Genomic DNA, 14,392 nt, shown 5'->3' on the forward strand with positions numbered 1-14,392 from the left:
CTCCAGCACCGCCGCCCCCGGGGAGTTCCCGACGGCACGGTTGGCCGTCCGCACGGCCGTGCGGTCGGCCGCGCCGGAGGCGGCGACCCCCTCGTCCAGGTGCCCGGGCCGGCCCAGGTCCTGCACGACGAGCTGCACCCCGGGACTCGCGACCTCGAGGGAGGACGGCGAGGCCACGGGCGCCGGCCGGGCGGGGGCGGTGACGACGAGCTCGCGCTCGACCGCCCGGAACCGCACCGCGGTGCCCGGGCCGAGCAGCGCGGGCGGGTCGCGGTCCAGGTCCCACATCGCGGCGTCGGTGCGGCCGATGAGCTGCCAGCCGCCGGGGCTCTCCCGCGGGTAGACGCCGGAGAACCTCCCCGCCAGCCCGACCGAACCCGCGGGGATCCTGGTCCGGGGGGAGGACCGGCGGGGCACGTCGAACACGTCGTCGTCGCCCACGAGGTAGCCGAAACCCGGGGCGTACCCGGCGAAGGCGACGGTCCACGTCGCCGCCTGGTGCCGGCGGACGAGCTCCGCGACGCTGATCCCCAGCAGACCGGCCGCCTCGGCCAGGTCCTGCCCGTCGTAGCGCACGTCGAGGGTGACCGACCGGCCCGTACCGGACGCCTGCGCGGCGGGCTGCACCGCACGCAACCGCCGCACGAGGTCGGTGGGGGAGACGCGCCGGGGGTCGAACAGCACCAGGACCGTCCGCGCGGCCGGGACGACCTCGCGCACCCCGGTGACCTCCGCGGCCGTCAGCGCGGCGAACACCCGTGTCGTGACCTCGAGGTCGGGCAGTTCCAGCATGACGGCCGTGTCGCTGACGGGCAGGACCCTCACGACGCGGGCCCGTCGTCCCCGTGCGAGGTGTCGTACCGGGAGTCGGGCACGTCGGTGACGAACATGTGCCCGGGCGCGTGGGTCACCGCGAACGGCGGCCGGGACTCCAGCAGCGCCACCTGCGGCGTGACCCCGCAGGCCCAGAACACCGGGACCTCCCCGTCGCGCACCTCCGGCGGGTCGCCGAAGTCGGGGGCGTCGAGCGACGCGATGCCCAGCGCGGCGGGGTCGCCGACGTGCACGGGGGCCCCGTGGACGGCCGGGAACCGGCCCGAGATCGCGACCGCGTCGGCCACCCGGTCCGCCGCGACGGGGCGCATGGAGACCACGAGGTCGCCGTGCAGCCGCCCGGCCGGTGCGCAGGCCCGGTCCGTCCGGTACATCGGGACGTTGCGGCCGAGCTCCTGGTGGCGGATCGGGATGCCCGCGGCGGCCAGCGGGTGCTCGAACGTGAAGCTGCACCCGATGAGGAACGTCACCAGGCCGTCCCAGTGCGGGGTCGCGTCGGTGACCTCCTCGACGACCAGACCGTCGCGCCAGACGCGGTAGGCGGGCAGGTCGGTCCGCACGTCCGAACCCGGCGCCAGCCGCGACTCGACCTCGCCGGGTTCCAGCACCTCCAGCACGGGGCAGGACCTCGGGTTCCGCTGCGCGAACAGCAGCACGTCGAAGGCCCAGTCGGCGGGGACGGCCACCAGGTTCGCCTGGGTCAGGCCGGGGGCGACCCCGCTCGTCGGTTCCCGCAGGCCCGCCCGGTAGCGGGCGCGGGCGGCCGCAGCGGTCACGAGCGGCCCACGAACGACGCGATCTGCACGCCCGCTCCGACCAGGGCGGCACGCGTCGCCGCGGCCATCCCGATCGCGCCCGGGCTGTCGCCGTGCACGCACACCGACTGCGCGCGCACCGCCACGTCGCTGCCGTCGACCGCCCGGACGACCCCCTCGGAGACCAGCCGGACCATCCGCGCCGCGACCTCGTCGGCGTCGTGCAGCACCGCGCCTGGTTCCTTGCGGGAGACGAGCTGCCCCTGCGGCGTGTAGGCGCGGTCGGCGAACGCCTCGGCCGCCGTCGCCAGTCCCGCGCGTTCGGCGACGTCGAGGACCACGCCACCGGCCAGCCCCAGCACGACCAGCGAGGGGTCGACGGCCCTGACGGCCGCGACCACGACGGCGGCGGTCGCCGCGTCGACGGCGATGGTGTTGTAGAGGGCGCCGTGGGGTTTGACGTAGGCGACGGAGCCGCCGACGGAGCGCGTCAGGGCCCACACCGCGCCGAGCTGGTACTCCACGTGCGCCTGCAGGGTGGCGGCGGGCAGGTCGAGGCGTTCGCGGCCGAAGTTCTCGTGGTCGCGGTACCCGGGGTGGGCGCCGATCGTCACGCCGCCCCGGGTGGCCGCCAGCAGCGTCTCGCGGATCCCCTCGGGGCTGCCGGCGTGGAACCCGCAGGAGACGTTCGCGCTGGAGACGATCCCGAGCATCGCCGCGTCGTCGGAGACCGGCCGGTCGGGTGTGTTCTCGCCGAGGTCGGAGTTCAGGTCGATGCTCGTCACGGTGGTCCTCTCGCTCAGGCGGACAGGAAGGCGAAGACGGGCCCGATGGACTGCGAGGCCATGAAGTAGCTGATCGCCAGGGCGACGGTCCCCACGACGAGCAGCCACCTCGGGTAGGCGTACCCGCCCAGGACGTCGCGCTGCCGGAACCAGCCGATGTAGAGGAAGACCGTCATGCCGATCGGGAGGATCAGCCCGTTGAACCCGCCGACGAACACCAGCAGCGCGGCCGGCGCGGTGCCGATCGAGAGGTAGACGACCAGCGAGACCACGATGAAGGCGACGGTGGTCAGCTGCAGCGGCCACCCGCCGGCCAGGCGGCGGGAGAAGGTCGAGAGGAAGGTCGAGGAGGTGTAGGCGGCGCCGATGACGGAGGTGATCGACGCGGCCCAGAAGATGGCGCCGAAGACGCGGATGCCGGCGTCGCCGAGGACGGCGCCGAACGCCTGTCCCGCGGGGTTGGCCGCCTGGCCCGACAGGTCGAGCGCGACCCCGGAGGCGACGACGCCCAGGATCGCGAGGAACAGGACGTAGCGCATGACGCCCGTGACGAGGATGCCGGTCACCGAGGCCCGGTGGACGTCGCGGACGTGCGCGACGCCGGTCTGCCCGGAGTCCAGGTAGCGGTGGGCGCCGGCGTAGGTGATGTAGCCGCCGACGGTGCCGCCCACGATCGTGGTGATGGTCGCGAAGTTGACGGTGTCCGGCACGAAGGTCTGCCGGAAGGCGTCGCCGACGGGCGGGCCCGAGACGACCGCGACGACCACGGTCATGACGATCATGCCGATGCCCAGCACCACGACTACGCGGTCCACGACGGTGCCGGCCCGCTTGAACAGGAAGATGGCGATGGCCAGCGCGCCGGTGAGCAGGCCGCCGACCTTGGGGTCGAGGCCGAGCAGGGCGTTCAGGCCCAGCCCGCCGCCGGCGATGTTGCCGATGTTGAACGCGAGCCCGCCCACGACGATCAGCACGGTCAGGACGTGGCCGCTGTACGGGACCGCGCTGTTGGCCAGGTCCCCGGCGCGCTTGCCGGTGACGGTGATGAGCCGCCAGACGTTCATCTGCACGGCGAAGTCGATGAGGATCGAGATCAGGATCGCGAAGGCGAAGGCCGCCCCGAGGGTGGCGGTGAAGGTCGCCGTCTGGGTGATGAACCCCGGACCGATGGCCGAGGTGGCCATGAGGAAGATCGCGCCCACGATCGGGCCGCGCCTCGACCGGCGACTCGTGGCGAGGGCGGGGGTGCCGCCCTCCTGCGTGCTGCTGCTGCCGGTCATGGGCTGCTCCCGTGGACTCCGTGGCGACGCTGCCTGGACGGCAGCACTCTGGCACCGCTGGTTGCAGAACACAATGGCCTGGATTGTTGAACAACGTGTTTCTCACTGTTGCGTTCGTGTGACGTCCTGCCGCGACGACAGCCGTCCGGCCGCTGCCTCGAGACCTACGATGAGCCGGTGATGACGCGGTGACCGCCGAGATGGTGCCCGGGACCGCGCGCGAGGACGGCACGCTGGCCGAGCAGCTCAGCGCCCGGATCGCCGCCGGGGAGTTCCGCCCGGGGCGCCGGCTCTCGGAGGCGGAGCTGGCCGAGCGGTTCTCCGTCTCCCGCAACACCCTGCGCGAGGCCTTCCGGGTCCTGGCCGAGCAGGGCCTCCTGGAGCACGTCCCGCACCGGGGGGTCTCGGTCACCGCCCCGCGGGTGGCCGACGTCCTGGACATCTACCGCGTCCGGCGCCACCTCGAGGCGGGCGTGCTGGCCCGGGCCGACCCGCGGCACCCCGCCACCGTGCAGGTGCGCGCGGCGGTGGAGGCCGCCGAGGCCGCGGCGGCCGCGGGGGACTGGGTCGGGGTGGGGACGGCCAACACGGCCTTCCACGCCGCCCTGGTCTCCCTGGCGGACAGCCCGCGCCTCACGCGGACCTACCGGCAGCTCGGCGCCGAGCTGCGGCTGGCCTTCCTCGTCATCGGCGACCCGCAGACGCTGCACGGCGCCTTCGTGGGCCGCAACCGCTCGGTGCTGGAGACGTTCGTCACGGCCGGCGGCCCGGCGGCCGCCCGGGAGCTGGAGGACTACCTGACCGAGTCCGAGCGGACCGTGCTCGGGGCGTACGCGCGGCTGGGTCTGGGCTGAGCCGCTCCGCGGGTGCGGTCCCGAGGCCGGCGCTCCCGCCCGCGGGCCGGGTGTCCGCCCGCAGCGAAGCGGTCGCCCGACCGCGGAACAGGGGCGCCACCCCGCCCGTTCGAGCAGTGAGCGGCCGGGATGAGCACGCGGGCTGCGGTGTACCGTCAAGAGTTCGCAGGGCTAGCAGGAGGGACAGGGGGCGACCCCTCCACCGATGAATCTGAAGCGCATCTTCCGCGGTCCGATCGTCTGGATCGTCGTCGCCATCGCCGCCGTCGCGATCGGCGCGTCCTTCTTCGCCAACGGCAACACGACCGAGGTCTCCACGACGCGCGCCCTGCAGCTGATCCAGGACGGCAAGGTCAAGAGCGCGGTGCTGACCGACGGCGCCCAGCGCATGGACCTGACGCTGACCGCGGGGACGCGCGAGAACGGCGCCGAGCAGGTCCGCTCCTACTACATCGCGCAGCGCGGCGTCGACGTGGTCAACGCTCTGGAGGAGGCCCCCAACCGGGGCGACCTGACGGTGACCGACGAGGTCCCCCGCACCGGCGTCCTGCAGTCGCTGCTCTTCACCATCGGGCCGCTGATCATCCTGCTCCTCCTCTTCTGGTTCCTCATGAGCCAGATGCAGGGCGGCGGCAGCAAGGTCATGCAGTTCGGCAAGTCCAAGGCCAAGATGATGACCAAGGACACCCCGAAGACGACGTTCGCGGACGTCGCCGGGGCCGACGAGGCCGTCGAGGAGCTCTACGAGATCAAGGAGTTCCTCTCCGAGCCCGCCAAGTTCCAGGCCGTCGGCGCGAAGATCCCCAAGGGCGTCCTGCTCTACGGCCCGCCCGGCACCGGCAAGACCCTGCTGGCCCGCGCCGTCGCGGGTGAGGCCGGCGTCCCGTTCTACTCGATCTCCGGGTCGGACTTCGTCGAGATGTTCGTGGGTGTCGGCGCGAGCCGCGTCCGGGACCTCTTCGAGCAGGCCAAGAACAACGCGCCGGCGATCATCTTCGTCGACGAGATCGACGCCGTCGGCCGCCACCGCGGCGCCGGCATGGGCGGCGGGCACGACGAGCGCGAGCAGACCCTGAACCAGCTCCTCGTCGAGATGGACGGGTTCGACGTCAAGACGAACGTCATCCTCATCGCCGCCACGAACCGCCCCGACATCCTCGACCCGGCCCTGCTGCGCCCGGGCCGCTTCGACCGCCAGATCGCGGTGGAGGCGCCCGACATGGAGGGCCGCCACAAGATCCTCCAGGTGCACGCCAAGGGCAAGCCGATGCTGCCCACGGTCGACCTGCTGTCGGTCGCGCGCCGCACCCCGGGCTTCTCGGGGGCGGACCTGGCCAACGTCCTCAACGAGGCCGCGCTGCTCACCGCCCGCGCCAACGCCAAGGTGATCGACGACCAGGCGCTGGACGAGGCGATCGACCGCGTCATCGCCGGGCCGCAGAAGCGCACGCGCCGGATGAACGAGAAGGAGCTGCGCGTCACGGCCTACCACGAGGGCGGGCACGCCCTGGTGGCCGCGGCGATGGCCAACACCGACCCGGTCTCCAAGGTCACGATCCTCCCGCGCGGCCGGGCCCTGGGCTACACGATGGTCCTGCCGACCGAGGACAAGTACTCCACCTCGCGCAACGAGATCCTCGACCAGCTCGCCTACGCCCTCGGCGGCCGCGTCGCGGAGGAGCTCGTCTTCCACGACCCCACGACGGGCGCCTCGAACGACATCGAGAAGGCCACCGGCATGGCCCGCAAGATGGTCACGCAGTACGGCATGAGCGAGCGCGTCGGGGCGATCAAGCTGGGGTCCAGCGGCGGCGAGGTCTTCCTCGGCCGCGACATGGGTCACGAGCGCGACTACTCCGAGGGCGTCGCCGGCATCGTCGACGAGGAGGTGCGCCGGCTCATCGAGGCCGCGCACGACGAGGCGTGGGAGGTGCTCGTCGAGCACCGCCCGGTCCTCGACGCCCTCGTCGTCGCGCTGCTGGAGAAGGAGACGCTGAACCAGGCGGAGCTGGCGGAGATCTTCCGGCCCGTCGTCAAGCGCCCGCAGCGCCCCGTGTGGCTGTCCAGCGAGCGCCGCGCCGTCTCGGAGATCCCGCCGGTCCCCGGCCCCTCCGAGCGCGCGCAGCTCAACGGCCACGGCGGCCAGTTCCAGACGCCTGTGAACGGCTACGGCCAGCAGAACGGGACCCACGAGGGGTCGTGAGCTTCGACGCCCTCCGCGCCGAGTCCGCGGTCCGGGAGCTCCTCCTCGCCCTCGGCGAGGACCCGGACCGCGAGGGTCTGCGCGACACCCCCGCGCGGGTCGCCCGCGCGTGGGCCGAGCAGCTCGCCGGCAGCCGGCAGGACCCGGCGGCCGTGCTGGCCACCGACTTCGGCCTGGAGCACGACGAGCTGGTGCTCGTGAAGGACATCGAGCTGCAGTCGACGTGCGAGCACCACCTGCTGCCCTTCTCCGGCGTCGCGCACGTCGGGTACATCCCGGGCGAGCACGGCCGCGTCACGGGCCTGTCGAAGCTGGCCCGCATCGTCGACGTCTACGCGCGCCGCCTGCAGCTGCAGGAGCGCATCACGACCCAGGTGGCCGACGCCCTGGTCACCGCGCTGCACCCGCGCGGCGTCGTGGTGGTCCTCGAGTGCGAGCACTCCTGCATGACGATGCGCGGCGTGCGCAAGCCCGGCTCGACCACGGTGACCTCCGCGGTGCGGGGGGCGCTGCGCAACCCCGCGACGCGCGCCGAGGCCATGAGCCTCATCCTGGCCGGGCGGTGACGCGGTGACCGCCCCGCTGCCCGGCGGACGCTGCCTCGTGGTGGGCGTCCTGAACACCACGCCCGACTCCTTCTCCGACGGCGGCCGGTTCCTGGCCCCCGACGTGGCCGTCGCGCGCGGGGTCGAGCTCGTGGCGCAGGGCGCGGACCTCGTCGACGTGGGCGGGGAGTCGACCCGCCCCGGGGCGGCGCGCGTCAGCGCCGACGAGGAGGCGCGCCGGGTGCTGCCCGTCGTGCGCGGGCTGCGCGCCGCGGGCGTCGTCGTGAGCGTCGACACCATGCGCGCCGAGGTGGCCCGCGCCGCCGTCGCGGCCGGTGCCGTCGTCGTCAACGACGTCTCGGGCGGCCTCGCGGACCCGGCCATGGCCGCGACGGTGGCCGAGCTCGCCGCCGACGTGCCCGAGCTGCGCTACGTCCTGTCGCACTGGCGCGGGCCCTCCGACGTCATGACCTCGCTGGCCCGCTACGACGACGTCGTCGCCGAGGTCGAGGCGGAGCTCGGCGCCCGGCTGGCGGCGGTCGAGGCCGCGGGGGTCCCGCGCGAGCGCGTCGTGCTGGACCCGGGGCTGGGCTTCGCCAAGGTGGCCGAGCACGACTGGGCGCTCCTGCGCGACCTGCCCCGGCTCGCCGGCCTGGGCCGCCCCCTGCTCGTGGGCGCCTCCCGCAAGCGGTTCCTCGGGAGCCTGCTGGCCGCGGGCGGCGAGGTGCCGCCCGCTCCCGAGCGCGACGACGCCACGGCCGCCGTGTCCGCCCTGGCCGCCGCAGCGGGCGCGTGGGGCGTCCGCGTGCACGAGCCGCGCGCGTCCGCCGCCGCCGTCCGGGTCGCCGCGGCGTGGTGCGGCCCCGCGGCGCGGCACCGCACGGAGCAGGGTCCCGCGTGAGCTCGCTCGACGCCGCCGGTCCCGTCCTGGACGCCGAGGGCCGGGTCCTGGACCGCATCGTCCTGCGGGGCCTGCGCGCGATCGGCCGCCACGGCGTCCTGGCGTCGGAGCGGGAGCTGGGTCAGCCGTTCGCCCTCGACGTCGCCCTGCACCTGGACGTCCGCGCCGCGGCCGCGGGCGACGACCTGACGCGGACGGTCCACTACGGCGTCCTCGCGCAGGAGCTCGTGGGCGTCCTGACGGGGGAGCCGGTGGCCCTGCTCGAGCGCCTGGCCGAGCTCGTCGCCGCGCGCTGCCTGGCGGCGTCGCCGCTCGTGGCCGCGGTCGACGTCGTCGTGCACAAGCCGCAGGCGCCGATCCCGGTGCCCTTCGACGACGTCGAGCTCGTCGTGCGCCGGGTCCGGGCGTGACGGCCGTGGACGCCGTCCTGGCCCTGGGCGCCAACCTGGGCGACCGCGCCGCCGTGCTCGCGTCCGCCGTCGCCGCGCTCGACGCCACCGACGGCATCGCCGTCACCGCGGTGTCGGAGGCGGTCGAGACGGACCCCGTGGGCGGCCCGGAGCAGCCCGACTTCCTCAACGCCGTCGTCCTCGTGACCACGACCCTGACCCCGCACGCCCTGCTGGCCGCGTGCCACCGCGTCGAGGCGGACCACGGCCTCGACCGCAGCACCAAGGTGCCCTGGGGCCCGCGCGTGCTCGACGTGGACGTCGTCAGCTGCGGGGACCTCGTGCTGGCCGACGACCGGCTCGTCCTGCCCCACCCCCGCGCCCGCGAGCGCGCCTTCGTGCTGGCGCCGTGGCTGCAGGTCGACGCCGCCGCGGTGCTGCCCGGACCGGGCGGCGGCCGGGTCGCGGACCTGCTCGCGGCGGCGCCCGACGCGGCCGGCGTCCGCCACCCCGAGCCCGCCGTGGTGCTGCGGTGAGGCCCACGCGGGGCGGCGTGCTCGTCGCGGTCGTCGTCGTCGTCGCCGCCGTGACGTGGTCGGGGCTGCGCATCTGGACCGCGCGCGGCGGCACGGAGCCCGAGCTGCTGTGGCGCACGGTCCTCACCATCGGGCTGCTCGCCGTCGCGGTGTTCGGGCTCGGCTGGCCCGTGCGCCAGTGGGTCCGCGGCGACAAGAGCCGCCGCATCGACGCGCTCCGCGCGGCCCGCACCGCCGCCCTGGCCAAGTCGGCGTCCTACGCCGGTGCGCTGCTGATCGGCTTCTTCGCCGGCTACGTCGTCCACTTCGTGCCGACCGCCGACATCGCCGCGCGCCGCTCGCAGCTCGTGCTGGGCGTCGCGGACCTCGTGGTCTCGGCGCTCCTGCTCGCCGCGGGGCTGATCGTCGAGCGCTGGTGCCGGGTGCCGCCCGAGGACGACGACCGGGGCACCCTCGCCCGCTCCTGAGCCGTGCCGCCGTGCCCGGGCGGGTCGCCGGGTGGTTGGGTGGAGCATGCGCATCTTCTTCACCGGCGGCAGCGGCAAGGCCGGACACCACGTCGCCCCGTACCTGGCCTCCCAGGGCCACCACGTGACCAACGCCGACCTCACCCCGCTGCGCCACCCCGACGTCACCGACCTCCGGGTCGACCTGACCGACGCCGGTCAGGTCTACTCGGCCCTGGCGGGCATGCCCACGATGGCCGACCTCGAGGCGGCGGACCCCCGGGCCGGCGGCGGGTCGGGCTACGACGCCGTCGTCCACTTCGCCGCGATCCCCAGCCTCCTCCTGGCCCCGGACGCGACGACGTTCGCGGCGAACGTGCTGGGGCACTACCACGTCCTCGAGGCCGCGACCCGGCTCGGGATCCGCAAGGTGGTCTTCGCCTCGTCGGAGACGACCTACGGCGTCTGCTTCGCGCGGGGCGAGCGCAAGCCGCTCTACGTTCCCGTGGACGAGGAGCACCCCGTGGTGCCGGAGGACGCCTACGCCATGTCGAAGGTCGCGGGGGAGGTGGTCGCGCGCTCGTTCGCGGCCCGCACCGGTGCGGACGTCTACGGCCTGCGGATCAACAACGTCATCGAGCCCCACGAGTACGCCGAGAAGTTCCCGCCGTTCCTGGCGGACCCGTCGCTGCGGCGGCGCAACATCTTCGCCTACATCGACACCCGCGACCTGGGCCAGCTGACCCTGCGCGCCCTGGAGACCGACGGGCTCGGTTACCAGGTGTTCAACGTCGCCAACGCCGACATGTCGGTGGCGGCGACCACCCGGGAGGTCATCGACACGTTCTACGCCGACGTCGAGGTGCGCCGCGAGATGGGCCGCGACGAGACGTTCTACAGCATCGACAAGGCGCGCGACCTCCTCGGCTACGCCCCGCAGCACTCGTGGCGCGACGTCCTGGCTGACCCCCGCGCCGGCGCCTGAGGGGGCGATCGCCAGCGCGGGGAAGCTCCGTCACGGTCACCGCGGGGGCGGCAGCGTCCCGAGGACCGCGGCCACGACGTCCGCCCCCCGGTCGGCGTGCGGGTCCTCGCCGTCGTCCCACAGCCCCAGGGAGACGGGCGGGTCGCCGTCCTCCCGCGCGCACACCAGCCGGGTGCGCGGGTAGGCGCCCTGCAGCTCCAGGCGGGCGAGGCCCGGCACCCGGTGGCGGACCTCCTCCAGCGCGGCCCGCTCGGCGGCACCCGCGCGGTCGCCGGCGTCCGGCGCGCAGCGCGCCAGGGCCGTGGCGACCAGCGCGGTGAAGTCGTCCTCGTCCCCGGCCCAGTCCTCGGCGAGGAGCAGCAGGGCCGGGTGCAGCGCGGGGTCGGCGAGGACGGCCGCGGCCTCGAGCTCCAGGGTCGTGAGGGTGCCCCGCGCGTCGAGCCGGGTGAGCAGGGCCGCCCGGGCGCGGTCGTCGCCGGTCCGGGCCAGCGCCACGAGGGCCTCGCACCGGGCGTCGACGTGGTCGTCGGCGAGCATCCCGGCGAGGGCGTCGCGCACGGCCAGGGTGTCCGCCGCGAGCTGCCCGAGGCCGAAGGCGGCCCAGTCCCGCACGGCGGGCTCGTGGTCCGCCGTGAGGGTCACGAGAGCCTCGACCACGCGATCGCGGATCCCGTCCTCGTCGCCGCCTGCGTCGTGCTCGCCCACCCCGCCGGGCAGCGCCTGCGCGAGCGACAGCCGGACCCGCGCGTCGGGGTGCGCCACGGGCACGAGGTCGAGCAGCACGGCCGCGGCCCGCGCGTCCCAGGCGTGCCCGAGCGCGTCGACGGCCGCCTCGAGGACCTCGGCGTCGTCGGTCGCCGCGAGCAGCCGCGCGAGGGCGGGCACCACGTGCGGGACGTGCTCCGGGTGGCCGTTCACCAGGTCGCCCAGGCGGCGGGCCTCCTCGGCCGGGCCGGCGCTCAGGACGTCGTCCGGTACAGGCCCGCGGCGTAGTCCTCGCCGTAGTAGCGCGCGAGTTCCGCGACGTCGGCCTCGGGACGTTCGAGCGTCTTGCAGATCTCGGCGCGGCCGGTCACGGCGTCCGGCGCCCAGGTCTCGGGCTTCCACAGGTCCGAGCGCAGGAACGCCTTGGAGCAGTGGTGGAACACCTGCTCGACGTCGACGACGACGGCCAGCACCGGGCGGTGGCCCCGCACGACCATCCGGTCGAAGAACGGGGCGTCGCGCACGAGGCGGGCAGACCCGTTGATGCGCAACGTGTCCCCGCGTCCCGGCAGGAAGGAGATGAGGCCGACGTGGGGGTTGCCGAGGATGTTGCGGAACCCGTCGACGCGCCGGTTCCCGGGGCGTTCCGGCAGGGCGATCGTCGTGTCGTCCAGCACGAGGACGAAACCCGGCGGGTCGCCCTTCGGGGAGACGTCGCACGTCCCGTCGGCGCCGGCCGTGGCCAGCAGGCAGAAGGGCGAGGCGGCGAGCCACTCGCGGTCCAGCGCGTGCAACCGGGTGCGCTCCTTGGCCAGCGCAGCCGGCAGCGGGGTCCCGAGCAGCTCGCGCAGCTCCGACTCCCGGGTGACGACGACCGCGCCGTCCGTGCGCGTGTCGGTGCCTGCGTCGGTGCCCGTGCCCGCGGTGTCCACGCCGGTCAGTCTGCACCCGGCGCGCGCCCCGCGGCCGTCGTCGACGCGGGCGGTGCGTCGCGGAAAGACCGCCGCCCCTGCCGGACATGGACGATCGTGGACCCTGTGGCCGACGTCGACGGGCGGGACCGCTTCGCGGCCGTGACCCGTGAGGTGGTCGAACCCGTGCGCCGCTACCTCGCGCGGCGCACCGACGCCGCCACCGCGGACGACGTCCTCAACGAGGTGCTGCTCGTGTGCTGGCGGCGCTTGCCGGAGGTGCCGCCGGAGGCTGCCGTGGCGTGGTCGATCGGGGTGGCGCGGCACTGCCTGGCCAACGCGGAGCGGTCGCGGCGGCGCGGGTTCCGGCTGGTCGAGCGGCTGCGCGTGCTCGACCCTCCGCGGCAGGTCCTCGAGGGTCCCGACGCGGGGGGCCCGGACCTCGGCCACGACGTCGGGGCCGCGCTCGCGCGGCTGCCCGCCCGCGACGCGGAACTGCTGCGGCTGTGGGCGTGGGAGGAGCTGGCCCCGCGCGAGATCGCCCTCGTCCTGGGGGTCGGCGCCGACGTCGTCTCGGTCCGCCTGCACCGCGCGAAGAAGAAGCTGCGGACCGAGCTGGAGCGCGGTGCAAGGGACGGACTCCCGCCGGACACGAGGCCAGTGACGGGAGGGGGTCGGCAGTGACGGGTCCGGAGGGTCCTCGCGAGGGGGACGAGGCGCTGCGGGCCCTGCTGCGGCGGGCCGATCCGGCGCGCGACCTCCTCCCGCTCGAGGCGGAGCACGTCCACACGAAGGGGGAGCGAGTCATGGCGATCGACGAGCAGGAGCAGGTCCGCGGGGCCGGGCGGGAGCGCCGCCCGGCGCGGCGGAGGTTCGTGGCGGCCGCGGCGGGGTTCGCCGTGGCGGCGAGCGTGGCGACGGTCTTCCTGACGGCGCGGGAGCCGGCGCCCACGACGACGTTCACGACGGCGGTCGCGGACCCGTCGGCGAGCTGCGCCGTGCTGACGCCGGAGGCGCTGGCGCAGCGGCAGACCGCCTTCGAGGCCGAGGTGACGGCCGTGGCGGGGCAGCAGGTGACGCTGGAGGTCCTCGCACGGTTCAAGGGAGACGTCGACGACCGCGTGGTCGTGCGGCAGCCGGCCGAGGGCCAGGACGACTCCTCCGCCGTCCCCTTCGTCGCGGGGGAGCGCTACCTGCTCGCGGCCGACGGCGGCGTCATCGCGGGCTGCGGCGCGAGCGGTCCCGCCGGCGACGACCTGCGGAGCCTGTACGACCGGGCGTTCGCCTGACGGGACCGGTCCCGGGGGGACCCGGGACCGGTCCGCCGCTCAGCCCAGGGACACGCGGTGCGTCTCGTGCCACCGGCCGCCCGGGACCTGCTCCAGGACGCTGAGGTGCGCCACGGTCACCGTGACGGGCAGCTGCGGGGCGAGCGCCGCGGCGACCTCGCGCTCCAGGTCCGGCAGTTCCGCGGGCGCCGCCAGCGCGACCGTGAGGTGCGGCACGGGGTCCCCGTGCCGCCCGCCGTAGGGGAGCTGGTCCGGGAACGCCGCCAGCACCCGGTGCACCAGCCGGCGCACCTCCTCCTCGGGGTCGGGGCGCAGGAAGAGGACGCCCCCGTCGGCGAAGGTCCCGAGGCGCGCGAACGTGAGGGTGACGGCGCCGGCCCCGCGCACGGCGGTCTCGAGCCGGGCCAGGTCTGCCGGCGCCACGGGTCCGGGCACCCACGGGAAGAGGACGGTCACGTGCGGCGGGGCCCCCGCCGCCGCCGTGGGCACCGTCGGCAGCGAGGTCCGGTCGAGCACCGGGGCGAGCGCGGGGACGGTGAGGACCAGGCCGGTGGTCGTCGGCCGGGACGGCGCAGGAGGGCTGTCCACGGGGGACATCCTCTCCAGCCGGCCGCGCGTGCGGGTGGCTGTGGACGGTTCCGGTCCGCGGGACCCCCTGCGCCGCTAGCGTGCCGAGTCCCGTCGACCCACCCCCGGAGGACCGCATGAGCCCGGCACGCGAGGTCGACGACGCGCTCCTGCGCCGGGAGCTCGCCGAGCAGTTCGCGCAGTTCAACGACGGCCTGCAGCGGATCGGCGAGCGGCTCGTCAGCATCGAGGGGCTGCTGCGCGAGCGCGAGGGCGGCGAGCCGCGGCCGGCCGTCGCCGCGCCTCCCGTCGCCGCGCCGCCCGTCCCCGCGCCGCCCGTCCCCGCGCCGGACCTGGCCGGGGCGCCGCCGCCCCTGGCGCCGGCCCGGGCGCCCACCGGCCGGCGC

Annotated in this window: 18 protein-coding genes; 11 read left to right on the forward strand and 7 right to left on the reverse strand. The window is 75.3% G+C overall.

Going from position 1 to position 14,392, the window contains the following annotated elements; genetic code table 11:
• The 4 genes from GTR02_RS12845 to GTR02_RS12860 form a co-directional block, all read right to left on the reverse strand.
• On the reverse strand, nt 1–825 hold an 825-nt coding region (locus GTR02_RS12845), incomplete at its 3' end, for a carboxyltransferase domain-containing protein (protein WP_166607894.1).
• On the reverse strand, nt 822–1,610 hold the full coding sequence (locus GTR02_RS12850) for a putative hydro-lyase (RefSeq protein ID WP_166607895.1): 789 nt from the start codon (nt 1,608–1,610) through the stop codon (nt 822–824). The genes GTR02_RS12850 and GTR02_RS12845, both read right to left, overlap by 4 nt.
• A complete protein-coding gene (locus tag GTR02_RS12855) occupies nt 1,607–2,374 on the reverse strand; it encodes a 5-oxoprolinase subunit PxpA (RefSeq protein ID WP_166607896.1) in 768 nt (255 codons plus the stop codon). Before GTR02_RS12855 ends, GTR02_RS12850 begins: the two co-directional genes overlap by 4 nt.
• A gap of 14 nt (nt 2,375–2,388) precedes the next feature.
• The gene (locus GTR02_RS12860; protein ID WP_166607897.1) at nt 2,389–3,654 is read right to left on the reverse strand and encodes an NRAMP family divalent metal transporter; all 1,266 of its coding nucleotides are present in this window, start codon (nt 3,652–3,654) and stop codon (nt 2,389–2,391) included.
• Between the two features lie 188 nt (nt 3,655–3,842).
• Here GTR02_RS12860 and GTR02_RS12865 point away from each other — a divergent pair, with 188 nt between their 5' ends.
• From GTR02_RS12865 to GTR02_RS12900, 8 genes are all read left to right on the forward strand, one after another.
• Complete coding sequence (locus GTR02_RS12865; protein WP_205709184.1) at nt 3,843–4,508, forward strand: GntR family transcriptional regulator; 666 nt, start codon at nt 3,843–3,845, stop codon at nt 4,506–4,508.
• Nucleotides 4,509–4,713: 205 nt separating this feature from the next.
• Entirely contained in the window at nt 4,714–6,711 is a 1,998-nt protein-coding gene (gene ftsH, locus GTR02_RS12870; RefSeq protein ID WP_166607898.1) for an ATP-dependent zinc metalloprotease FtsH, read from the forward strand.
• A complete protein-coding gene (gene folE / locus GTR02_RS12875; RefSeq protein WP_166607899.1) occupies nt 6,708–7,277 on the forward strand; it encodes a GTP cyclohydrolase I FolE in 570 nt (189 codons plus the stop codon). The genes ftsH and folE overlap by 4 nt, the downstream gene beginning before the upstream one ends.
• A 4-nt stretch (nt 7,278–7,281) precedes the next feature.
• Nucleotides 7,282–8,157, forward strand: a complete 876-nt coding sequence (gene folP, locus GTR02_RS12880; RefSeq protein ID WP_338073787.1) for a dihydropteroate synthase — start codon at nt 7,282–7,284, stop codon at nt 8,155–8,157.
• Nucleotides 8,154–8,567: a dihydroneopterin aldolase gene (gene folB / locus GTR02_RS12885; RefSeq protein ID WP_338073788.1), complete on the forward strand. Its 414-nt coding sequence runs from the start codon at nt 8,154–8,156 to the stop codon at nt 8,565–8,567. The genes folP and folB overlap by 4 nt, the downstream gene beginning before the upstream one ends.
• Entirely contained in the window at nt 8,564–9,082 is a 519-nt protein-coding gene (gene folK / locus GTR02_RS12890; protein ID WP_166607900.1) for a 2-amino-4-hydroxy-6-hydroxymethyldihydropteridine diphosphokinase, read from the forward strand. The genes folB and folK overlap by 4 nt, the downstream gene beginning before the upstream one ends.
• Nucleotides 9,079–9,549 carry a DUF3180 family protein gene (locus GTR02_RS23880; RefSeq protein WP_166607901.1) on the forward strand — a complete coding sequence of 157 codons (471 nt, stop codon included), beginning with the start codon at nt 9,079–9,081 and terminating at the stop codon, nt 9,547–9,549. Before folK ends, GTR02_RS23880 begins: the two co-directional genes overlap by 4 nt.
• Before the next feature lie 46 nt (nt 9,550–9,595).
• Nucleotides 9,596–10,513, forward strand: coding sequence for an NAD-dependent epimerase/dehydratase family protein (locus GTR02_RS12900; protein ID WP_166607902.1), 918 nt, complete (start codon nt 9,596–9,598; stop codon nt 10,511–10,513).
• 36 nt (nt 10,514–10,549) lie between these two features.
• On the opposite strand, the gene GTR02_RS12905 is transcribed toward GTR02_RS12900, so the two are convergent.
• Together GTR02_RS12905 and GTR02_RS12910 are read right to left on the reverse strand one after the other, a co-directional pair.
• Nucleotides 10,550–11,431: a HEAT repeat domain-containing protein gene (locus tag GTR02_RS12905; protein ID WP_166607903.1), complete on the reverse strand. Its 882-nt coding sequence runs from the start codon at nt 11,429–11,431 to the stop codon at nt 10,550–10,552.
• A gap of 41 nt (nt 11,432–11,472) precedes the next feature.
• Nucleotides 11,473–12,069 (reverse strand): pyridoxamine 5'-phosphate oxidase family protein, encoded by a 597-nt coding sequence (locus tag GTR02_RS12910; RefSeq protein WP_420814727.1) that lies wholly within the window; start codon nt 12,067–12,069, stop codon nt 11,473–11,475.
• Between the two features lie 186 nt (nt 12,070–12,255).
• On the opposite strand from GTR02_RS12910, the gene GTR02_RS12915 reads away from it, so the two are divergent.
• Complete coding sequence (locus GTR02_RS12915) at nt 12,256–12,813, forward strand: sigma-70 family RNA polymerase sigma factor (protein WP_205709185.1); 558 nt, start codon at nt 12,256–12,258, stop codon at nt 12,811–12,813.
• Entirely contained in the window at nt 12,810–13,418 is a 609-nt protein-coding gene (locus GTR02_RS12920) for a hypothetical protein (RefSeq protein WP_166607905.1), read from the forward strand. Before GTR02_RS12915 ends, GTR02_RS12920 begins: the two co-directional genes overlap by 4 nt.
• A gap of 39 nt (nt 13,419–13,457) precedes the next feature.
• On the opposite strand, the gene GTR02_RS12925 is transcribed toward GTR02_RS12920, so the two are convergent.
• Complete coding sequence (locus tag GTR02_RS12925) at nt 13,458–14,006, reverse strand: 2'-5' RNA ligase family protein (RefSeq protein WP_166607906.1); 549 nt, start codon at nt 14,004–14,006, stop codon at nt 13,458–13,460.
• 116 nt (nt 14,007–14,122) lie between these two features.
• Here GTR02_RS12925 and GTR02_RS12930 point away from each other — a divergent pair.
• A partial coding sequence (locus GTR02_RS12930; RefSeq protein ID WP_205709186.1) for a hypothetical protein occupies nt 14,123–14,392 on the forward strand: 270 nt, incomplete at its 3' end.

Source organism: Kineococcus siccus (genome assembly GCF_009906795.1).
GTDB lineage: Bacteria > Actinomycetota > Actinomycetes > Actinomycetales > Kineococcaceae > Kineococcus > Kineococcus siccus.